This window comes from Calothrix sp. NIES-3974, assembly GCF_002368395.1.
In the GTDB taxonomy this organism is placed as follows: domain Bacteria; phylum Cyanobacteriota; class Cyanobacteriia; order Cyanobacteriales; family Nostocaceae; genus NIES-3974.
In genome coordinates this window covers 3,215,921-3,237,572 of the sequence record NZ_AP018254.1, presented here as the reverse complement: position 1 = coordinate 3,237,572, position 21,652 = coordinate 3,215,921, and the positions used below count along the sequence as shown (strand labels likewise).

Sequence of the window (21,652 nt, the reverse complement as noted above, 5' to 3'; positions counted from 1 at the left end):
AAAGCTGTTAAAGAACTGAAGTGCGATTAATGGGCTAAATCTTTTTAAAGCTTTACCAATAATAAACTTATAAACTACTCCCGACTCCCAAAAAACGAGCTTGTTAAGTATTAAAATCGACTTTTAAAAAATCCTCCCATCCCTCCTCCCTATTCCCTGAAAGTTTTAGGGATTTGCTCTCAAGGGGGGATATGAGTTTTCCCAAATAGAATTTAAATTATTAATTGATATATTTAGTTTTGCTTATGCATTCCGAGTTGATGGTTTTTGAAAGTTGAAAAAAACGGAAATATCCTTGATCTCTACAGTTTTACCTATACTAAAAATCATCCTCAAGCCAGCTTTTAAATAAGTTTTAATTATTATTTGGTAACTTGTCTGAGAAAATGTAAAAAACTACTTAAGAAACTTAATGTTTCGTCAAAAAGATTCCAAAATTGAAAATTATTTGAAATTCTGCAATCGAAGTCTGGAACTGGGCTAAAGGAGGGCTGCGAGCTAAGTTGACATTTGTCTAATTAGATGAATGTCGATATTTAGTCGTGATTGGATATGAATGATCAGCAACTAAAAGTGTGGTTGCGCTTTTTGAAAGCGTTAGCGGATGAGAGTCGCTTAAAGATTTTAGGTATTCTTGCAAATCAAGAATGCAGTGTTGAGGAGTTAGCAACTTTGTTGAATTTAAAAGAACCAACGGTATCCCACCATTTAACTAAGTTAAAGCAATTAGATTTAGTGAAGATGCAGGTAGAAGGAAATGTGCATTTATATCAAATCAATTTAGAAACATTACAGGCTTTTGGACGAGAAATCTTTACACTAGAAAAAATGGCAAGTTTGGTACAGGATTTAAACACAGAGGTGTGGGACATTAAGGTTCTCAAAGCAGTGATTGAAGGGGATTTTGATAATCCCGATGCTGTTATCCGGTTGCGGGAAATCCCTACAAATCGACAAAAGCGCTTGGTGGTTCTCAAGTGGTTGGTTTGCCATTTAGAAGTGGGGGTTAGCTACACTGAAACTGAAATTGATGAGTTTATTCAAAGATTTCATCCTGATTATGTCACCCTACGACAGGAGTTGCTGGGTTTACAATTACTAGTTCGGGATAATGGTAACTATATGCGATCGCCCCAATTTCTCCCCTAGTGGTTGATCGTGTTAATTTTGATGGGTGAGAAAGGGTCAGTAGTTGCACTTTAGAGCTTCATATTAACCCTTTTTTGGGGCTAGAGCCATATGGTATAGACCACTAGTTATTCCCGTGATGGTCATGCGATCGCTTACCGATAGAAGGGGTGATTCAAGGGGAAATTTCTATTTTTTCGTCATCAGAGTATAATTTAAAACTTCATATTAACTATTTGACGGGCATATAGATTAACTGTTTCAGTATTAATTTATATAATATTGCCCGTTTTGCGATTTTTAGGTGAATAAAGTATAATTTAAAATTCGTTGTTTCCGTATGTTCGGTATTTAGAAGGATTTTTGACCAAAAAAATATAAAGTTTTTGATTTCTTCATGAAAATTATACATATTTTGTATTAAGGGTTATTGAATTTAAAATATTATAGAGGCGTATAAATACGCAATTAGGGTGTTGAGGGATGAATTGTACGGGAAAGTGCTGAAAAAGACAGAAATTGACGGATTCGGAGGTGTTAGGTGTTTTGCTTTTGCTCTCGATACACGGTCAATATCCATCAAGGCACTTCCATAGACTCCGAATTCGGTCACCAATTTTTAAAGATGAGACCAATAGCTAGTCACCTGTGACATGGCAAAATGGTGAAATCTTGGTAAACAAATCTAAACAGGACAAAAAGATCAAAAACTATGTTCAGAAAAGTTGTATTACCAGCATTGATTGTTTCCGGTTCCTTTTTAGCCGCATTTGCCACTTTGATTGCAACTCAAGGGCCAAAATTGGTTGAAGTGCGTAGTGATAATGAACAGATATTCAATGGAAGGGTCAGCGATGTATTTACGCCGGCAATGGGTGTATTATTGAGCGCAGGAGTTGGTTTAGCAGCTTGGACTGCAATTGGCTGTGGATATTCATTAAAAAAATCAAGTCAATTGGAAAATGAAGTCAGTAAACTCCAGAAACTGATTGCAGAACGGGAACAGCAAATTCAAGCCTTGAAGGTGGAACCATCTAGTCCGATGATGTCCCAGTTGAAGTGGTTTATGGATGAAGAACCAAGCCAACCAACCGTGTTAGCAGACACGACAATTCCCACTCCCCATGAACCAATCCCAGAGGTTGAAGCACCGAGTGAACCAGTGGGAACAACCACTCCTGGGTTTGAATATGAAGTGATTCGCGACAGTAAACCTGTGGTACAGTCGGCTGCTTTTGCTTTTCCCTCTGCTCAAACAGGATTGGGTTTAGCCTACAAACAAAAAACAAAGTAGTTCTCGAATAATCCCCGAAATTGCCGTTAGCCGTCAACAGCAGATCAGGTAGTTACGTGATTTATGGGATTTTTAGCTTAGTATAGTTCCCTTGGTGGACTAGTCGCTGTTGGAGATGCAGAAATTAGCTATTTCTATTCTTGACTCGGCGATCATTATTTTTCGGTGTGGTGTGCTTCCCTGTAATCAGCATTTCTCACAAATCCCTCCAACTCTGAGGAAATAAGGAATAGGGAGTAGAAAGAAAATTCAGCCTTTACTTAAGGCTTACTCTTCACTTGCTCCAAATACAGGAAATACCAATCATTTCCACTGATTTTCATTTAACATTGTTTGTTCAGTCATTTCCACCAAGTCCACTACAGGGGGAGTTTTACTGGGGGAGATTTGGGAAGACTGACTAAAATTGGGGATTTGGGGAACTATTCCCACTAGTTGTAAAGCTAATTGAGCTTTAACTATATCCCGTAATTTTCCATCTTCAATCGATTCGATTAAGGCGATCGCATTTAGTTGTTTTTCGTCGCTACGTAATCTGTCGTAAAGTTCTGTTGCGCGTTTGCGGGTTCCATCAGCTTGGGTAAGAAATAAAACCGCAACTCCTTCAATCGCTAAACCAGGTATAACATGAAGCAGGGCTATTTGTGGCTGTGGAGAATGTAATTGTCCCACTAAAGCATAAATAATAATTCCAAAGCCAAAGGATGCAGCAATCACACTAAACCAATATTGGGAAGTTGCCTGGGCTAGGGCTTGGGTGTGGTATGATTCAACCAGGTCACGGGTCACTACTTGAAAGTCTTGGTGGGTTGATTTATTTGTGCCGTTATTGGGTATTGGTTGAAATCGCTGATTTCCCCCATTGGTGAGCAACTTTTCCGTATGGCGAAGATTTGCTTCCAGTTGCTGACGATTTTTACCCGATAGGACAGATACTAACAATCCTAAACTTGTTATTCCCAATGCACTAACTCCAGCGAGCAGCAACTGGTTCGGAAGTTGATGTTCCACCACCGAAGGAGATAACCGATCCCACCTGGTCACCCTTGCAGCGATCACTGGTACTGAAAACGATGGACTTGAGGGGATTTTTCCACAGCAAGCGATCGCTACCACTAATAACAATATTTTTGTTTTGCCCATGTATTTCCAGTTTTTAGTATGGAAAAATACAGGATACAGGATATTAGGATGCAGGAGCAAGGCTTTAGTGCCTTCATCTGAAAGCTTTTTTGGGGCTAGAGCCACACCTACGAACCCATCAGAACTAATGACACAGATCATTCGCCTACATGTACTGCGTACACCAGAACCTGTGAAAGTGTTTCTTCTCTTACTCCCTATTCCCCCTCTCCAGGTCATTCCCACAGAACTTCAGTTAACATTTATTTAAGCATCCTGTCCTTCCTGTGCTAAATTTAGCATGTTTATTCGGTGCAAATTGCTTTATAATGGCTGGTGCAGATTCTGTGAAATAGATTACTTTTTGTCAGATGGTGCTTGTTCATCAGCCGATTTTTGAAGATTTTTGAAGATTCATGACAAAATACAACGTCTATAAATAAAAACACGATAATCAGCACATCTAATGTATACTAGCGAACTTGCCAAATATCCTCCGACTACAGACTTCGGACAAGTTAGTCGCGTTTTAGTCGTTGAAGATGAAGAATTAATTCGGGAGATGATTGTCCTAGCCTTAGAAGAAGAAGGCTACGGAGTGGTGACTGCAAATGATGGTCGGACTGCGGTGGATTTGCTCAAGGGGGGAGATCCCAATTCAACGGATAGCTCCTTCGACTTGGTATTGCTAGATTTGATGTTACCCTACATCAATGGCTTAGATATTTGTCGGCTATTGCGTCATCAAGGCAATCCTGTACCAATTTTAATGCTCAGTGCCAAAGGTAGCGAAACAGACCGGGTGCTGGGTTTAGAGGTGGGTGCGGATGATTATTTAACTAAACCCTTTAGTGTGCGGGAATTAGTTGCTCGTTGTCGAGCTTTGTTGCGTAGACAGCGATTAAGCATCCAACCCCAAGCTCCGGTTCTCCAGCATAAGGAAGTAACATTGTATCCCCAGGAATGTCGGGTGATAGTGCGGGGAGAGGAGGTAAATTTATCTCCGAAGGAGTTTCGTTTATTGGAAGTATTTATGAGTTATGCGCGACGGGTCTGGTCGCGGGAACAGTTGTTAGATCAGGTTTGGGGACCGGATTTTGTCGGTGATAGCAAAACCGTGGACGTGCATATTCGCTGGTTGCGAGAAAAATTAGAACAAGACCCCAGTAATCCCGAATATATTGTGACGGTGCGTGGATTTGGCTATCGTTTTGGTTAGATAGTTGCTAATCTAATAGTTGCAAACTACTAAAGGCTGACCTGTCAATGTTTGTACTGGGGTTAATTGTCGGTTTCGGCATTGGTATGGGTTTTTGGGTTTGGCAGCAATTGCAACTGCATCGCTACCTCACACTACTAATGCAACCTCTTCCCAAGAAGCTGCCAATGGGAATGTTGATGTTGCCGCAATTACGCCAAAAAATCCTCCTCTGGAAACATCAGCGCCACCATTTACACCAGGAATTACAAACCCATCAAGAAATTTTGGAGAATGCACCAATTGGTTATCTTCAGGTAGATGAGGAAAATCAACTTTTATGGTGTAATCAACAGGCTAGGGAAATATTATATTTACAGCGCTGGCAACCAGAACAGATTCGTTTGTTGTTAGAGTTAGTGCGTTCCTACGAATTGGATCGCCTCATTGAACAAACCCGCGATCGCCAAAAAATCCAAGTCAAAGAATGGCTATTCCACCCTACCTACGATAATCCCAGCATTAGTCCAGAACTCAAAGACCGACAACTACGGGCGATCGCTTTTCCGCTCTACAATCGTCATGTCGGTGTCTTCCTGGAAAATCTCCAACCCCAACTGGATGTGAACCAAGCACGCGATCGCGCTTTTTCCGATTTAGCCCACGAACTGCGTACCCCCCTCACCTCGATTCGCCTAGTGGTGGAAACCCTCCAAGACCGGATTTCTCCTCCCCTTGACCGTTGGGTAAACCGACTGATGTACGAAGTTGACCGTTTGATTGGTTTAGTCCAAAGTTGGCTTGACCTTACCCAATTGGAAACCAATCCCACGATTCAACTCAACCGTCAACCCCTCGATTTCTACACCCTGATCCATTCCGTTTGGGAAACCCTGGAACCCCTAGCTCAAAAACAAGATATTAAGTTTTCCTACGATGGTCCCAACCCCTTGTGGATTAACGCCGATCAAACTAGAATGTATCAGGTATTTATAAACTTGCTTGATAACTGCATCAAATACAGCGCCCCCCACGCTCAGATTCAGGTACAAGCGAGGATGTTGCCAGAAAAACAAATGACCGCCGATATGCCTCCCCATGCATCCAGTTTAGAAGTCAACGTCATTGACTCCGGTGCAGGATTCTCCGAAGCAGATTTACCCCATATTTTCGAGCGGTTTTATCGAGGAGACACCGCGCGATCGCGTCATGACTCTTTGAGTTTACCTTCCCCCTCCTACCCATCATCAACTAGTACCACAAATACAACCACAGTCGGTAGTGGATTAGGGTTAGCAATCGTCCGGCAAATCGTTTTAGCCCACGGAGGTTCCATTAAAGCCATGAACCACCCCCAAACAGGTGGAGCTTGGGTAAAAATCGAATTTCCCGATGTCATGGTGAAAAGTGTTTAGAGAATCGATAATTATTGCTTTCCGTTGGGTTACACAGGATTTCTCGCAACCAATTAAGTTGGTAGGCATATATAAGCCAAACTACAGCAGATTCGAGGTTTATGAGGTACAGTAGCAACAATTAGTAAACCAATTTTTTAGATGCTTTGGATCAACTAATGTCAGTGCAATTTTAATTAAACCATCAACTACAGATGCACTTTTAGGAGAAAACTGTTTTAAGAACGCTTTTAATTGTGACCACCAATGTTCAATTGGATTAAATTCAGGGGAATAAGGAGATAGATAAAGAACACTTGCTCCTACAGATTCAATCAAAGGCTTAATCTCTTCGACTTTATGTGCTGGCAGATTATCCATTACAACGACTGCACCAACCCATAATTGTGGAAGTAAAAAATGCTCTACAAAAACTTTATAAGCTTCTCCATTCATTGAGCCATTTAAAGTCATCACAGCTAAGACTTTTTTGAAGCTAATTCCTCCAATTACACTTATTTTTGCACCTCGGTAATATGGTTTAAAATCATAAGCTCTACTCCCGCGATCGCTTCGAGCATGAGTTCTAGTCAAACCAAGCAAAACACCCATTTCGTCTATAAACACAAGGTTTTCTGGGTCTATGTGTTTTACTTTCTCCCAATATTCTAATCTCAGTTTTTGGACTCTTTCTGTTTTCGCTTGGCTGCTACGTAAAGTCTTTTTTTTCGAGTTAATTCTTGTTTTTGCAATGCACAACACATCACACTTGCACACACCCAAATGTTATATTTTTCTCCAAAATACTCGCAATATTCCAATAAAGTTAAATCCGGGTAACTTTGAACCATTTCTGCTAATTCGCCACCGTAATCATCTAGCTTACCCTTCATTGCTCCACCTTGCTTTTTGGGTTCTAGATGCCCTTCCAATCTTTTTTGCCTGATTAGCTTCTGCACATAGCTTTTTGCTATACCAAACTGCACAGCTACTCCTCGAATTGATGTATCACCCTTTTCGTAAGCACTTACTATTTTTTCTCGTAAATCGATTGAGTAGGGTTTCATTTTAATTTTTGATGCACTAATAACAAGTGTACCTCATTTACCTCGAAAGTGCTGTATGTAAAAAAAGAAAAAAAGAAAATTTTACATTGTGCAGAGACGTAGCATTGCTACGTCTCGACGACGATTGTGGTTTTAATACAAAATGTAAATAATTATAATTCACCCAAATTCAGCAACACCAATCTTTCTACCCACCTACTTGTATGCATTCAAATCAAGAACGGAAAGGTTGAGTCAAGTCCCTACTTTCTGTTACTCAAACATTACAATTAGGTAGGTGCAATTAAACATAAAACCGCAATGTAACCAATCATTCGTCTCAAAGCCTTACTCCCGTACAGATGCGATATATCGCGTCTCTCCCTGTACAGACGACCCGACGGGTCGTCTGTATTCCCTGATCTCAACGACAATTTTTACCACCCACCTACTTAACTTAATTGCTGATATTGATTCAACCAACTCTACCAACTCTATCTATAGACACTAGACAGATACAAACGTTAGCGAGAAGATAAATAATACCCTTGTTCTGCAAATCTACCCGCAGACTAGTATGGCGAAAACTAAGTTAACATGTAGTTTAAACCCTATTTCCTACCCCCTAACCATAACGATAATTTCTCCACCCACATACCATCAGGATTTTTCACAGCAATGGATGGAAATTTTCCCATCTTCCCAGGGAAGATGTTGATGAAATAAAAAAATAAAATTTCTTGTCTAGTGCATTACCTGCATTTCTGACTTATACAGTGGTGAGCGTTGAGTAATGGATTAATTTGCCCACTGCTCCCATCACAGATTACTCCCTATCAGTTTTAGGGACTTGCGAGAAATCCGGGATTAAAGCAGTTAAAACCCACGAATTGGAACAATCTCAATCGGTCAACCCATCAATTACCTGGTTGGTTATGGCAAGTTATGAAAAGACTTACGCAGTTAAAACGCACACTCAGCCTTCGTAATTTTCGTCCTACGGTTGCAACGACGAAAATACGTTATCTTTGCTTAAGTCTGAATATGGCAATTATCAAATTCCCGATTCGCCATCACCAACAACTGTGTTAAAGGAGGAATATCCATACCCATTTCCTGACTTGCCCATCTAAAACCTGCCTATCTAGCCTATCTAAATATTTATAAAGTTTGATATATTTACTTCTAGACCGTCCTGTGAAAACACCCCTTTATAACCCCAATTCAGACCAACCCCAACTAGCCCGTGACATTCGCCGGTTAGAACAAGATATCCTGAGAATGGGCGCACTAGTGGAAAAATCCTGCCGTCTGAGCCATAGCGCCCTCTTTGAACAGGATATTCAAGCAGTTGCCCAATTACCCAAACTTGACAAAAAAATTGACGCATTCTACAAACAGGTTGAATCTGATTGTACCAGCATTATTACCCGCCACAATCCCGGAGAACAGGATTTGCGCTGTTTAAGTGCTTTTATGCAATTGGTACGGGATTTAGAGCGCATCGGTGATTATGCCCAGGATTTAGCTGATATCGCCGTTAAACTGCTTCCCTATCCATCCCATCCCACCTTAAACGAAGTAGCAATGATGTCCCGTCATGCTCAAGCCATGCTTGCTTGTAGTTTAGAAGCTCTCGGTGACTTGGATGAAACCAAGGGACGTAATATTAAATACCTTGATGATGAAGTGGATAATGCCTACGAACGGGTGTACCAATCTCTCGCCCAACAGCGTGATGTTAAAGGTGTTTTAGAGCCTTATATCTTGTGGGGTTTGACTATTCGCTGTTTGGAACGGATGGCTGACCACGCAACTAATATTGGCTCCCGTGTCACCTATATTGTCACTGGACAGAGGGGATAAGGTAATTTGTAATTCGTAATAGCCTCACACAGTTTTTGTGATTATCTCGTCCCGATGCTTCGCGTGGGGACGCATTCCACAAGGGCTACTGCCTCAAATCAGGAAGCAGAGCTTTTCTGAGTGGGTGACCACGCAGAGCATGGTCACTAGATAAAGGTAATTTGTAATTCGTAATAGCCTCACACAGTTTTTGTGATTATCTCGTCCCGATGCTTCGCGTGGGGACGCATTCCACGAGGGCTACTGCCTCAAATCAGGAAGCAGAGCTTTTCTGAGTAGGTGCCTACGCAGAGCATGGTCTCTAGATAAGATATTCGATAAGATATTCGTTGAGTGGGTGACCACGCAGAGCATGGTCTCTAGATAAGATAAAAGTTCTGCTTATCTTACTACCCTGAATGTATCAACTCCTGTAGTACAAGTAGATTTATGCGATAAAGTGTCAATAGCTAACAAAAATTCGTTCTTAAGATAGAGGCAATTATTAGAATCAATAGGATAATAAAATTAATCTAATTGCAAATACACTGTAACCAAAAATTGTATAAAAAGCTAGTTTATCGTTATACATCTGCGGAAAGAAAAAAAAGCGACTAAAATCTAGATAGGGCAAGCAATATAGGTTAGGTAACTAGACCATTTCGCTACGTGTTATAAATTAAATATTGGCTAACTAACATACATTTTAAAAAAAGCTTACCTGTTCTTAAACTTTTCGGTTTAAAGTAGCAGAGGCGAATGCAAATGTTGTTTAGCTCACCTCTGGTCTGGTTACTAATCGAAGCGAATGAGTATTACACGTCGGGATTTTTTGTTGTTGATGGCAGGTAGTACGGGGGCGATCGCTCTCGGAAATTTGACAGGTTGTGAACGTCGGAGTGTGGAAACTGCGACACAAATGACCAAGGCGGTTTTTCCGTTTAACCCCATTCGGGGTGTGATTCCGGTGGAAACATTAGGTTTGCCAGTTGCACAACAAAAAACAGAATATGCTTCCCTTGCAGTTGCAGATGATGTGGTGCTTCCAGAAGGTTATGGATACCAGATTGTTGCAGCTTGGGGGGATAAGGTGGGTGACTCCCGCTTTGGTTATAACAATGACTATCTTTCCTTTGTGCCGATTCCAGGTCAAGCTCAAGCAGGATACTTAACGGTTAACTTTGAGTATATCAGCGCTATCCCCTGGATGGAGACCTATACCAAGGTTATTGGGAAGTCATTACCGTTTGCAGAGGTGAAAGCATCACTACAAAAATCATCAGGGAAAATTGACGCTTTTGCACTAGCTGATACCGATCCACTCAAAGCCCAAATTCGGGAAATTTGCCGTGAAGCATTAATCGATCAAGGTTTAGGGATTATTTCGATTCGTCAAGGTGATGACGGTAGTTGGCAAAAAACCAATTCTTCCGTCGAGCGACGGATTACCGGGATTTCTGGATTAGAAGATAAACGCTATCTGCGGGTTAGTGGACCTGCGATCGCAATTTTTCGCAAATCCCAGGGAATAGGATACATCGATAAATTAGGCGATCGCATCATTGGTTCCTTTGCCAATTGTGCTGGAGGGACAACTCCCTGGGGAACGGTGTTGAGTGCGGAAGAAAACTTCCAAACACAAGTACCCGAACCCGTCTATCCCGATGGTACATCCCTCAATCCCAAAGAACGTCCCTTTGCCATCGATGATGAGGAAATCATGGGACAAGGGAATGTGTTTGGTTTAGCTGGTAATAAATACGGATGGATTGTCGAAGTTGACCCCAGTAACCCCAAGGATTTCGGGACGAAACACACCTGGTTAGGACGTTATCGTCACGAAGCCGTGGGTATCCGCGTCGAACCCGGAAAACCGATTGCATTTTACTCCGGATGCGATCGCCGTGGTGGTCACGTATATAAATTTGTTAGTCGTGACCCAGTGACCACGGTCACAGACAAATCCAATTCCCAACTTTTATCATCAGGGATGTTATACGCAGCTAAATACAACCCCGACGGTACAGGTAAGTGGATACCCCTTGCACCTGATACCCCCATTGCTCCCGATTCACCCCAGGATATCGCAGGGAATATCCTCCCCTTACCCCCTGGTCCACCCGCAAGTCCCAAGGTTGGGAAAAAACTATTGTCGTTCAACGACGAATTTGAACCCATCGAAGGATTTCATTTTGTCGCCAAATCCAACGCAGATATTAATGTCTACAAACAAAAATATCGCCAATTGGCTGACTTGTATGTGGGAACACCAGAGGAAAAACAGGGCATAATTCTGATTGATGCTCACTATGCAGCCAATGCAGTCGGTGCAACCTGCACAGCACGTCCCGAAGACACCGTAGTTGCTCCCAATGGAGATTTGTACATTAGCTTTACCTCCGGTTCCCCAGGTAAAGAAGGTGGCCCCGACCTGCGTATTTTCGCCGGCCCCCAGGGAGAAACCCCCTACGAATATGGCTGGGTTATGCGTCTAGTGGAAGACAATAACGACCCCAGTGCGTCTACATTTCGCTGGCAAATGCTGGCAACCGGAGGAGAACCCGCTAGCGGTGGTATGGGCTTTGCCAATCCTGATAATTTGTTACTTGACCGTAGCGGAAATGTATGGATGGTGACAGACATTTCCACGAAAAAAATGAATAATGCAGTTAAAAGTCGCACAGATGACAAAGGCAAGACCGCCAGTATCTCAGGGTTATTCGGTAATAATTCCCTCTGGTATATTCCCACCAGTGGGGAAAAAGCAGGTCAAGCCTTTCTGTTTGGTACTGGTCCGATGGAATGTGAAATGACAGGGCCATGCTTCACCCCCGACAACAACACCCTCTTTCTTTCGGTTCAACATCCGGGTGAAGCCTACGGTATTCGCAAAAATCAAGCCAGCGAAACACGGGAATTCCTTGTGCGGACAACAACGGGAGAAGTGTTTACCCAATCCCGTCAAGTACCCCTGGGTTCCAATTGGCCTGGGAAAACTCCAGACGCACCACCCAAACCCGCAGTTATCGCCATCCGTAAAACTTAAATACTAGTTAATTAGTTTTTAACTAATTGACATAAATTCTCAAGTTATCTACAATACTTGTATACATCGGGTGCAAAGTCAAAAATATACAAGTAAGTTCCGGTTCCGCTCAGCTAACTGGTTGCGTTGAAATAGAACAATATTGCTTCACCTAGGCAATATGGGTTACAGCCCCTGGATTGTTAAGTCATTAACTGGTGATTGCACTGTATAGTTAATCCTATTTATCAATCCCATGCCAATGGGCAAGCACGTAGACTAGTTACGATTAATACTTACTGACAATATTCTGCCAATGGGAATAATTACAAGTAAGTTACATACCAATATAAGATGAGCATATAAAAATCCTCATCAATCAGCATCTACCTGTCGGCTGAGTCCAGAGGTTGTTTTGACCAAGGCAAAAACAGTATCCAGTAATTGGTAATAGCCGCTACGCGGGAACCAAGCTACGTAATTAGGTAGACGTGGTTCTTTGGCGTAGTCTGTTACGAATTAATCATTATGGGTTATGAACTGAATTTTGCCATAAACACAGAGTCAATTGCGGATTTACAGGATACCTCCACACAAGATTAAATCGACCGAATTCCTTCGCGGAATTATTTTGCTGAAAATCTTAACCAAATCTAGACCTTCCAATCACAAAAAACTATGATGTACTCCAGCAATCGCAATACCAACCCGGCCATTAGCGGACAAAATGCTAACGTCACACCAGGTTCCTTACCCCAGAGATTATTCACCCGTCGGGAAATTATTCCCCAACGGAATGATGTTTTGTGGCGGATTGAACGTGGTGCTGTTCGCACCCTCACCTGGAGTGAAGATGGAACCTTCATCACCTTGGGATATTGGGGACCAGGTGATTTGATTGGTTATCCCCTCTCCCGTGTTAAACCCTATCAAATTGAATGTCTCACTAGTGTTGAAGTAAGTGTGCTTCCTCCTCACCTTTGGCATCAAGATGTCAACGCTTTACTCTCTCACATTCAGCAAGCAGAAGAACTCTTGAGCATTGTTCACCGCAAACCCATCTCCCTAAGATTGTGGCAATTTTTGGTCTGGTTAAGTGAAAAATTTGGTCGTGACGTTGAACAAGGCAAGCTAATCGACTTGAATGTCACCCATCAGGAAATGGCTGAAGTCCTAAATACTACACGCGTAACCGTAACTAGACTTCTGCAACAATTTGAAGAAGAACAAATTATGGTGCGCCATAAACGCCGGATAATCTTACGTTCACCGGAAAATAATGTCCGTAAGTAAGAGCCAAAAAGTGTATTGCTTTACTTGTTTTCACCACCCCTAGTATTGCTAGAATTAGCACTGTAAATCATCAGTATTTACCCTGAGATAGGAAAATATCCAGGGTTTTTTACTCGGTGGTAATACTCAAATAGGTGTGAGTGAGAACAACCATGACAAAACTATTCTGGAACGTAATCAAGCTGAGTCCAGTAGTAGTTGCAGCTAGCTTTTTGGCTGCAAATACAGCTTTCGCTTCCGAGACCAACAAAGTCACCTCCGTTGCTAGTATTGCTCAAGAAGCTAACAGCATTGGTCAAGTAACCTCCGTTTCTCAGTTCTCAGATGTTCAACCCACCGATTGGGCATTCCAAGCCTTACAATCCTTGGTAGAACGCTACGGTTGTATTGCAGGTTATCCCGATGGAACCTACCGTGGAAGCCGCGCTTTAACCCGCTATGAATTTGCAGCTGGTTTAAATGCTTGCTTGGATCGGATTAACGAATTGATTGCTACCTCCACCGCAGAATTAGCAACCAATGAAGATTTAGAAATTTTACAGCGTCTACAAGAAGATTTTTCGATTGAACTTGCGACCTTACGTCAACGTGTAGATACTTTAGAAGCTCGTACCAAAAAAATCGAAGCTCAACAGTTCTCTACCACCACTAAACTCAGAGGTGAAGCAATCTTCAACCTCACCAATGCTTGGGGTGATAATGCTGATGGAAATACTAACACCAAAGTTAATAGCAATGAAACCTTCGGTAACCGGGTGCGTTTAACTTTAGAAAGCAGTTTCACTGGAAAAGACAGATTACAACTACGGTTGAATGCTGGGAATATTGCTAGCAATCAAACCCAAACAGGAACAGCTATGACCCGCTTGGGTTTTGATGGCAACTCTCCCAGTGACAATGCTGTCACCATTGACAAAGCTAACTACCGCTTTAACTTGGGTAAAAATGCTACAGTTCAAATCGATGCAACTGGTGCTGAATTAAACGACAACGTAGAAAACTACAACCCACTATTCCAAAGCAGTGCTTCCGGTGCAATCTCCCGCTACGGTCGTTTCAGCCCCATATATCGTGCTGGTGCAGGTGGTGCAGGTGTCACCTTACGTTACAACCCCAAAGGTAAATTTGGTGCTGATGTTGCTTACATTTCCAGAGAAGCCAATACTGCTACTCCTGGACAAGGTGCATTTGAGGGAGATAACGTTTGGTTTGGTCAGTTGAACTTCAAACCCAGCGATAGCTTTAGACTTGGTTTGACCTACTCTCGCGCTTACAGCAGCGTTCCCGGATTCCAATCCCTCACAGGTGCTACTGGTAGTGGCTTCGCAAGTAATCCTTTCAATAGCACCACCATTGGAACCATTAGCAACAACTATGGTGTGCAAGCTTCCTTTGACCTAGGAAAGACAGCTACTCTTGCTGGTTGGTATGGTTTAACCAAAGCTGAACAAACAAGTGGTCCTAACACAGCAGACATCAACTACTGGGCTGCTAGTTTGGGAGTAAGAGATTTCGGTGCAAAAGGTAACATGTTAGGTTTCATCTTTGGTCAACCCCCCAAAGTTACTGACAATACCATTACTGGCCGTAAAGATGCCAATGGAACTTCCTACCACTTGGAAACTCTGTACAGAATGAGAATCAACAGCAACGTATCCGTTACTCCTGGTTTGTTGGTTATCTTCAATCCTGAGCATAACAACAACAACAACACCGTTTACGTTGGTACTTTAAGAACTACCTTCAGCTTCTAATTGAGTGATTTTGTGCAAACAGGTGCATTGTTTGCGGTGGCTGATTTCTCGATTTAGGTATTGTTGTCAGTGATGGCTGATTTTCCCAAGCTCCCTTATGGGGGCTTTTTTGTTTGAGGGACGTAGATATAAATTTAAGAGACGCGATATATCGTGTTAAGAGACGCTGGACGTAGGGATGGGTAAAAACCTAGAGACGTAGCGATGCTACGTCTCTAGGTGGAAACAAATATTTAAATATCTAATCCCAAAAAACCCGATTCCTGGTCTATTTACCAGCAACTAGAGCAGCTCGTAATTCTCTCAATACTCGACCAATTTCCAAAAATTCTTGGTTTTGGGCTAACCGTCTCAGGGTTGCTGTATCACTTGTTCTGATAATCTCATTGTAAGCATTAATTGCCGCATTCAGTTGATTCACGTCAACTACGGGTGTTTCACTCTGAGCAAGCTGAAGATTTTCTAAAGTTCCACTTGCAACTAGCAGTTCACTAGGTACTGTTGCACTTCGGTTAGAACCTCTAAACAAACTGGTTAAAGCATTTACTAATGCTTGTACTCTTGCAGGAGAAACTCCTACATTCACAATTACAGTTCGCACCTGGTTAATTGCTGCATTTGCACCGGTACCCCTAGTGATGATGACAACAACTACAGAACTAGGATTAGCCCTAACAATCGCAGCAGCAACACGATTCACATTCACCTGAACAGCTGGAGGAACGGTCAGTTGTCCATTTGCACCTACGGTAACGTTGGTTCCAGGAGCGGGAGTAGGTGGTGGTACAGGAGCGAAAGTACCTCCGGTTGAAGTAGAGGAGTTATTGGAAGCACCTGGAGCTGGAGAAGAACCTGCATTCACAGATGTAGGTAGCGCAGCAAACAAAAACAAACCTAAACCGAGACTGAAAGCCAATCCTTGCTTTTTCATGACTATTTTCTCCTAAGTTATATTTAATCTTCAAAATTGACTAAACCTAGAACTGGATACTATAACCACCACTGATGGACAAACCAGCACCATTACCTAGGTTATTGGTCACGTCTGTGACAACGGTATTAATAACTAGAGGAGTTTTTTTGAAGGGAGCAAAGGAACCACCAACATTTAAAGAGTTTCCAGTCCAACTGGAAACAATGGCTGCTTCTGGTGACACTCGTAAACCAGCACCAACAAACAGGTTAGGAGAATTATCTCCTGCTTTAATTGCACCTTTGGAACGGAATGTACCGCTACCAACGCCAACAGAAACAGTCAATGGTAGCTTATTTCCAGAACTCTCCGAGTTTAGGTCAAATGATTTGGTAACTACACCATAGATAGTGTCTTTCGCTCCTTTTGCATCACCCCATTTCACTGGGTCAGACCAACCCACAGCGACAGCAGTACCATTTGGTAAATGTTTGTGTACTACTAGACCAACTGTACCGCTACCAGCAAAGTCAAAATTTTGACCCCCAATACTGGTGAGATTCACCCCAAGCTCCACACCAACGGAGTCTACCGGGTTCCCGAAACCTGCACCAAGACTAACTGAACCGTCAACATAACCTTGTTTGAGGGGGACATACCCAGCAACACCAACATATGCTTGACCAGCACTAGCACCATATGCGGTAGGAGTTCCAGCTGTAGAACCAGGAACAGCAGCAGGACGTTCAGTAGGTACAACGATGGGGTCGATCAGCAGTTGCTGACGCAATTTATTCGCTTCTCCAAAGGTATCACCAACAACACCAGAGGAATTTGCTTGGGCGATCGCTGCACTCAAGAACAAAGTAGCGGGAACAACAGAGCTAATAAGTATTAGACGCAAAGCTTGTGTATTCATATGTAATTTTGATAGGTTGAATCGTTTACAATTACTAAGCCGGTTTGAGTAACTGCAAGAGAGCAAAGATGAAACCAAAATCATCATAGAGACGTGGCCATTCTGCGTCTCTAATATTCCCAATTTCCCAATGAAAATATGAGGAAAAACACTAGATACACCTGAGATTTTGATATTCTTTTTAGAGGCTTATCAATGAAAAATTTAAAAACAATAATAAGCCTGATTGCAGAATTTATTTTCGACTAGCAAGCACAGAGAAACAGACTAATCTGACGTGATTTTTATCTTTTTGGGAGAGTCAAATTACAAGACTCCATAATTATTTTAGATAATTAGGTTTGACGGTTATAGTTGAGATAAATACAAACTAAATAGTTAACTATTACATCTGTTTAATGTCTTCAGCGAAAATTTTATGTATTACTATCTCCGCGATGTAAACAAATTAAAAATGCTCGTAAAATTTCTCTAATTAATAATCCGTACTTTGCGTCATATTCTTGCGCCTTAAGGAGTAAACCTGTAAAAAGTATATAAAAAGCGCACAAATAAATATAACGGTAATCAATAAATAGCGCTTAAGCATTATTTTAATAACTCTCATGACTGAGCAAACAATATTTGTTATTACAACCGGAACTTATTGTAGAGAATCAATACCAAGGTTTTTTTGCGATTACTTCTCTACGAGCAGCAACGCTACACACTGTTTCGCTTTGATCAAGCTACGTAATGACATAGTTAGTGCCTGAGTCTTGAACTCTTTTTACCCAAAATTACAGTATTTTTACGTAAGCCAGTGAAGCGAATGGTGTCATTGAATCGGCGTGCATACAAATTTACTACAAGACGAAACTCTTTCCAAACCCTAACCTTGTCTTGTCTGCTACTGACAACCCATCCCCAAAAAACAATATCCACATATAAAAAATCTTTATCAGAGATAAGAAAAAGTTATAAATAACATAAACTCTCTATATTCACTTTCTCCGCAAAATTGTTGGTAGAATTACAAATAAGGTGTCACAAAGTAAATACCTAAACCTTGTTAGGAAAATCCAACTTTAGTAATACTATCGTACTATGTGATTACACCGGGTAAGTTAGGTGTGAGAGAGAACAATAACATGACAAAAGGAATTCGGGATGTATTAAAGGTTAGTCCAGTAATTTTGGCGGCTAGCTTTTTGGCGGGTAACGGAGCGATCGCATCGGAAGTAAATCAGAACGTGACTTCGGTTGCTAGTTTGGAGCAGCAGCAAAACAGCTTAGGGCAAGTTACCTCTGTTTCCCAGTTTTCGGATGTACAGCCTACAGATTGGGCATTCCAGGCATTACAATCCTTAGTGGAGCGTTACGGTTGTATTGCGGGTTATCCCAATGGAACCTATCGTGGGAACCGGGCTTTAACTCGTTATGAATTTGCGGCTGGTTTGAACGCTTGTTTAGACCGGGTGAATGAATTAATTGCGACAGCAACGGCTGATTTGGTGAGTAAGGAAGATTTGGCAACCCTGCAACGTTTACAGGAAGAGTTTGCGGCTGAGTTGGCAACCTTACGTGGACGGGTGGATACCCTAGAAGCGCGGACAGCCGAATTGGAGGCAAATCAGTTTTCCACCACCACCAAACTCAGAGGTGAGGCGATTTTCAACGTTACCGATACTTGGGGGAATCTTGCAGCTGCTAACGGCGTGAATGGGGAAAACCAACCGGATTCGACTAGCAATACCACCTTTGCTAATCGGGTACGTTTGAGCCTAGAAAGTAGCTTTACTGGTCGGGACAAACTGCAAACCCGTTTAAATGCTGGTAATATCGTTTCCAATGCCGGGCAGACTGGTACTGGAATGACCCGTCTTGCTTTTGACGGCGGCGACAATAACAACGTTGAGTTAGATAAATTAAACTACAGCTTCAACCTGGGGAATGCGATCGCAGTAAAAATTGACGCAACAGGGGCAGAGGTTTACGAAAACATTAATAACTTTAACCCCTTATTTAGCAGCAGTGCTACCGGTGCAATCTCCCGTTACGGACGCTTTAGTCCCATTTACCGCTTTTCACAGGGTGGTGCAGGGGTGACAGCTACCTTCAACCCCAAGGGTACAATTAGTGCCAGTGCGGCTTATATGGCCAGGGAAAACGCCAACCCCAACCCCGGTAACGGTGTATTTGAAGGGGATAGCGCCTTTTATGGTCAAATTGATTTTAAACCAAGCGATCGCTTGAATGTAGGTTTGACCTATGCTCGTTCCTACAATGGTACTAACCTCAACACCTTGGGAAATCCTGTTTTATCATCGGGTTTGATCGGTGCTACTGGTAGTCGGAATGCCAATGCGCCTTTTGGTGGTGTGCCAACGGAAGCAAACAGCTACGGTGTACAAGCAGCATTTGGGATTACGGATAAAATTACCCTTGCAGGTTGGTATGGTTTAACGGAAGCAAGTTCTGCCACTAGTAATGCGAGTGCGGATATCAACTATTGGGCTGCAACTTTGGGAATCAGAGACCTGGGTTCCAGAGGTAGCACCTTCGGTGTGATTTTTGGTCAACCTCCCAAAGTAGCTGGTGCTAGTAACGGTGGTCTCCGCGACAGAGGTGGTACTTCCTACCACTTGGAAACCCTGTACAGATTCAACGTCACCAATAATATTTCCTTGACACCCGGATTGTTGGTCATCTTCAATCCTGAGCATAATAATACCAACGATACTGTTTATGTTGGTACCTTGCGGACAACCTTTAGATTCTAGTACAGGTTGGCTGAAATAAACCGAGTATTAACTTTTTATCTAGTGACCATGCTCCGCGTGGTCGCTTAGTGAGTTGAAGGCTCTGCCTTCATTCACGAAGCAGGAGCCTCGCAGATTCTGCTCCCACGCGGAGCATGGGAGCGAGGGGAAAGGTAGGTGTATTTACGCCGCGCGGTACTAGGTTGATGGGATTGGTATTTAGACATTAGTATTTGTCAAAAAATTTGTAGAGACGTAGCCATGCTACGTCTTTATATTTATTAGGGTTTTTTGGGAGTAGAGACGACCCGTCGGGGAGAGACGACCCGTCGGGAAGAGACGACCCGTCGGGTCGTCTCTACTTAGAATCGGAGATAGTTTAAATTGTAAAAGTATTTTTTTGGTAGATTTATTTCTATTTCTCTTCTGTTCCGTTCTCAAACAAAATGCGAAAATATTCTTGTTCTTGGAGTGAATGAAATTCCTCCTTGCTGTGGATAATTTTCTGAAATCTTTCTGCATCTAGTTCTTTGGCTTTTTGAAAAGATTCTAGAGCCTTTTTGAGTTCTGACTTCAACATATAACACCGACCGAGACGAAACCAAGACCAGAAAAAGTCTGGTTTGATTTCCAGAGACCGATGATAAACGGCGATCGCTTCATCGAACCGTTCCAATTCCCTTAATACGTTACCCAAACCGTACCAACCAATATGATTATTCGGGTCAATTTGTGTGGCTTTTTCATAGGATTGTAAAGCCTCTTCAAATTTACCCATCCTTCTTAAAGCCCAACCCCGACTAGACCAAGCTAAAAACGAATCTTCTTGTCCTTTAATGACTTCATCGTAGGAACGAATTGCTTCTCGATAGTTTCCTTCAAAAAAGAAGGCATCTCCTTGTTTTAAATAATCATCAGTTGTCAAGAATAATTGGGGATTTTTGAGTTTGAGGTCTTCTAGTTGGGTTATCAATGCTTGGATTTGTTTTTGAACATCCGGTTGATGGGTGTCGGGGATAGAAGACAGGGGAGGAGCTAGTTTTGATAATTCTTGGAGAATTCGGTCTTTTTCTCGCTCCATTTCATCTTTCGCTTCTTGGGTTTTTTTCAGGGTTTCGGTTAAGGTCTCGGCGATTTTAACCTTGATGTCGTTAGTGAAATCATTCACATATGCCTTTTGTTTTTCAATTTGCTTTTCGACAAAATCCCTCTGTTCATCAATATTTTTCGCTATTTGTAATTTTAATTGCTCAATCCGTGCTGTAATTTCATGCATTGTGATTTCCGCCTCATTAATTTTCATTTTATTTTCTTGAATTAATCTATCTATTTCTGCCTTATTAGCATTAATTTGAGATTCAATTGTTTCTCTGATTTCCTTTTGAATAGTATCAATTTCTTCTTTAATTTTTTCTCGTGTATCTTTTTCTAACTTTCTGATAATCGCAGCCCGAAAAATGAAAAATCCTCCCGCTCCAATTAAGGGGATAGCAATTAACCAAAAATTAATAATTCCCAGATTAAAATTAATTAAATTGATAGTTGGTTCTAGCAGTTCAATCAGAGTGCGATTAGCTTCCTCCTGGACTCGCTTCTCTATTTGCTGAGATTGCGGAGAATTTTGAACCTGTTCCAGTACTTGGTTTTTTGGTTGGGGAGTGGATGTAGCAGGCACCTGTGACTGGGCAATGGCAACGTTGCCTGATAAATTTATGATAGAAGAAAATAACAGTGATATAACCTTAATTTTCATGTGGATTTGAGCAAGCATAGTTTACAATACTTGACATGAGGGTAAAGTAGAATCATCAATTTGCGAACACTAATTTCTGAACAACTTAAAAAAATCAAGTTGTTTGTAATCAAAATTAGTATCCGACGGGAATGGTCTATTCCCCCGACAAAGAAAAGACTTAGGACAACGCGACAATCACAACAGCAACACGCACCACCATCATACCAACCCGCGATCGCGCGTCA

The 21,652-nt window shown here is 42.0% G+C and carries 16 protein-coding genes; 10 read left to right on the top strand and 6 right to left on the bottom strand.

Features of this window, described 5'->3' with window-relative positions:
- Positions 1-552 precede the first annotated feature (552 nt).
- Both CDC37_RS12965 and CDC37_RS12955 read left to right on the top strand, forming a co-directional pair.
- Positions 553-1,149, top strand: a complete 597-nt coding sequence (locus CDC37_RS12965) for a DUF2087 domain-containing protein (protein ID WP_096622371.1) — start codon at positions 553-555, stop codon at positions 1,147-1,149.
- Between the two features lie 691 nt (positions 1,150-1,840).
- Positions 1,841-2,422, top strand: a complete 582-nt coding sequence (locus CDC37_RS12955) for a hypothetical protein (protein WP_096622368.1) — start codon at positions 1,841-1,843, stop codon at positions 2,420-2,422.
- 303 nt (positions 2,423-2,725) lie between these two features.
- Here the strand turns inward: CDC37_RS12955 and CDC37_RS12950 are convergent, their stop codons facing one another.
- Positions 2,726-3,565 carry a TRADD-N-associated membrane domain-containing protein gene (locus tag CDC37_RS12950; RefSeq protein ID WP_096622367.1) on the bottom strand — a complete coding sequence of 280 codons (840 nt, stop codon included), beginning with the start codon at positions 3,563-3,565 and terminating at the stop codon, positions 2,726-2,728.
- A gap of 445 nt (positions 3,566-4,010) precedes the next feature.
- Here CDC37_RS12950 and CDC37_RS12945 point away from each other — a divergent pair, with 445 nt between their 5' ends.
- Together CDC37_RS12945 and CDC37_RS12940 are read left to right on the top strand one after the other, a co-directional pair.
- Entirely contained in the window at positions 4,011-4,763 is a 753-nt protein-coding gene (locus tag CDC37_RS12945) for a response regulator transcription factor (protein WP_096622366.1), read from the top strand.
- A gap of 47 nt (positions 4,764-4,810) precedes the next feature.
- On the top strand, positions 4,811-6,157 hold the full coding sequence (locus CDC37_RS12940) for a sensor histidine kinase (RefSeq protein ID WP_096622365.1): 1,347 nt from the start codon (positions 4,811-4,813) through the stop codon (positions 6,155-6,157).
- A gap of 99 nt (positions 6,158-6,256) precedes the next feature.
- Here the strand turns inward: CDC37_RS12940 and CDC37_RS24315 are convergent, their stop codons facing one another.
- Together CDC37_RS24315 and CDC37_RS24935 are read right to left on the bottom strand one after the other, a co-directional pair.
- Positions 6,257-6,898 (bottom strand): IS630 family transposase, encoded by a 642-nt coding sequence (locus CDC37_RS24315; protein WP_197707004.1) that lies wholly within the window; start codon positions 6,896-6,898, stop codon positions 6,257-6,259.
- Positions 6,811-7,203 carry a helix-turn-helix domain-containing protein gene (locus tag CDC37_RS24935; RefSeq protein ID WP_096620491.1) on the bottom strand — a complete coding sequence of 131 codons (393 nt, stop codon included), beginning with the start codon at positions 7,201-7,203 and terminating at the stop codon, positions 6,811-6,813. Before CDC37_RS24935 ends, CDC37_RS24315 begins: the two co-directional genes overlap by 88 nt.
- A gap of 924 nt (positions 7,204-8,127) precedes the next feature.
- Between CDC37_RS24935 and CDC37_RS24310 the strand changes: the two genes are divergently transcribed.
- The 5 genes from CDC37_RS24310 (at position 8,128) to CDC37_RS12910 (ending at position 15,099) form a co-directional block, all read left to right on the top strand.
- Positions 8,128-8,274, top strand: a complete 147-nt coding sequence (locus tag CDC37_RS24310; RefSeq protein ID WP_157780739.1) for a hypothetical protein — start codon at positions 8,128-8,130, stop codon at positions 8,272-8,274.
- Positions 8,275-8,379: 105 nt separating this feature from the next.
- Positions 8,380-9,048, top strand: a complete 669-nt coding sequence (gene phoU / locus CDC37_RS12925; RefSeq protein ID WP_096622363.1) for a phosphate signaling complex protein PhoU — start codon at positions 8,380-8,382, stop codon at positions 9,046-9,048.
- Positions 9,049-9,835: 787 nt separating this feature from the next.
- Positions 9,836-12,073: a PhoX family protein gene (locus CDC37_RS12920; protein ID WP_096622362.1), complete on the top strand. Its 2,238-nt coding sequence runs from the start codon at positions 9,836-9,838 to the stop codon at positions 12,071-12,073.
- A 657-nt stretch (positions 12,074-12,730) separates the two neighbouring features.
- Positions 12,731-13,345: a Crp/Fnr family transcriptional regulator gene (locus tag CDC37_RS12915; protein ID WP_096622360.1), complete on the top strand. Its 615-nt coding sequence runs from the start codon at positions 12,731-12,733 to the stop codon at positions 13,343-13,345.
- 152 nt (positions 13,346-13,497) lie between these two features.
- The gene (locus CDC37_RS12910) at positions 13,498-15,099 is read left to right on the top strand and encodes an iron uptake porin (protein ID WP_096622359.1); all 1,602 of its coding nucleotides are present in this window, start codon (positions 13,498-13,500) and stop codon (positions 15,097-15,099) included.
- 268 nt (positions 15,100-15,367) lie between these two features.
- On the opposite strand, the gene CDC37_RS12905 is transcribed toward CDC37_RS12910, so the two are convergent.
- Both CDC37_RS12905 and CDC37_RS12900 read right to left on the bottom strand, forming a co-directional pair.
- Positions 15,368-16,030 (bottom strand): hypothetical protein, encoded by a 663-nt coding sequence (locus tag CDC37_RS12905; RefSeq protein WP_096622357.1) that lies wholly within the window; start codon positions 16,028-16,030, stop codon positions 15,368-15,370.
- Positions 16,031-16,076: 46 nt separating this feature from the next.
- The gene (locus tag CDC37_RS12900) at positions 16,077-16,931 is read right to left on the bottom strand and encodes a hypothetical protein (RefSeq protein WP_096622356.1); all 855 of its coding nucleotides are present in this window, start codon (positions 16,929-16,931) and stop codon (positions 16,077-16,079) included.
- Between the two features lie 1,130 nt (positions 16,932-18,061).
- On the opposite strand from CDC37_RS12900, the gene CDC37_RS12895 reads away from it, so the two are divergent.
- On the top strand, positions 18,062-19,693 hold the full coding sequence (locus CDC37_RS12895) for an iron uptake porin (RefSeq protein WP_096622354.1): 1,632 nt from the start codon (positions 18,062-18,064) through the stop codon (positions 19,691-19,693).
- A 394-nt stretch (positions 19,694-20,087) separates the two neighbouring features.
- Here the strand turns inward: CDC37_RS12895 and CDC37_RS12890 are convergent, their stop codons facing one another.
- On the bottom strand, positions 20,088-21,443 hold the full coding sequence (locus CDC37_RS12890) for a tetratricopeptide repeat protein (protein ID WP_096622353.1): 1,356 nt from the start codon (positions 21,441-21,443) through the stop codon (positions 20,088-20,090).
- Between the last annotated feature and the right edge of the window lie 209 nt (positions 21,444-21,652).

Excerpts from the sequence above, each read along its gene's own strand:
- CDC37_RS12965 (WP_096622371.1), top strand. The coding sequence starts at position 553 with ATGAATGATCAGCAACTAAAAGTGTGGTTGCGCTTTTTGAAAGCGTTA.
- CDC37_RS12955 (WP_096622368.1), top strand. The coding sequence starts at position 1,841 with ATGTTCAGAAAAGTTGTATTACCAGCATTGATTGTTTCCGGTTCCTTT.
- CDC37_RS12950 (WP_096622367.1), bottom strand. The coding sequence starts at position 3,565 with ATGGGCAAAACAAAAATATTGTTATTAGTGGTAGCGATCGCTTGCTGT.
- CDC37_RS12945 (WP_096622366.1), top strand. The coding sequence starts at position 4,011 with ATGTATACTAGCGAACTTGCCAAATATCCTCCGACTACAGACTTCGGA.
- CDC37_RS12940 (WP_096622365.1), top strand. The coding sequence starts at position 4,811 with ATGTTTGTACTGGGGTTAATTGTCGGTTTCGGCATTGGTATGGGTTTT.
- CDC37_RS24935 (WP_096620491.1), bottom strand. The coding sequence starts at position 7,203 with ATGAAACCCTACTCAATCGATTTACGAGAAAAAATAGTAAGTGCTTAC.
- CDC37_RS24310 (WP_157780739.1), top strand. The coding sequence starts at position 8,128 with ATGAAAAGACTTACGCAGTTAAAACGCACACTCAGCCTTCGTAATTTT.
- CDC37_RS12920 (WP_096622362.1), top strand. The coding sequence starts at position 9,836 with ATGAGTATTACACGTCGGGATTTTTTGTTGTTGATGGCAGGTAGTACG.
- CDC37_RS12915 (WP_096622360.1), top strand. The coding sequence starts at position 12,731 with ATGATGTACTCCAGCAATCGCAATACCAACCCGGCCATTAGCGGACAA.
- CDC37_RS12910 (WP_096622359.1), top strand. The coding sequence starts at position 13,498 with ATGACAAAACTATTCTGGAACGTAATCAAGCTGAGTCCAGTAGTAGTT.
- CDC37_RS12905 (WP_096622357.1), bottom strand. The coding sequence starts at position 16,030 with ATGAAAAAGCAAGGATTGGCTTTCAGTCTCGGTTTAGGTTTGTTTTTG.
- CDC37_RS12900 (WP_096622356.1), bottom strand. The coding sequence starts at position 16,931 with ATGAATACACAAGCTTTGCGTCTAATACTTATTAGCTCTGTTGTTCCC.
- CDC37_RS12895 (WP_096622354.1), top strand. The coding sequence starts at position 18,062 with ATGACAAAAGGAATTCGGGATGTATTAAAGGTTAGTCCAGTAATTTTG.
- CDC37_RS12890 (WP_096622353.1), bottom strand. The coding sequence starts at position 21,443 with ATGCTTGCTCAAATCCACATGAAAATTAAGGTTATATCACTGTTATTT.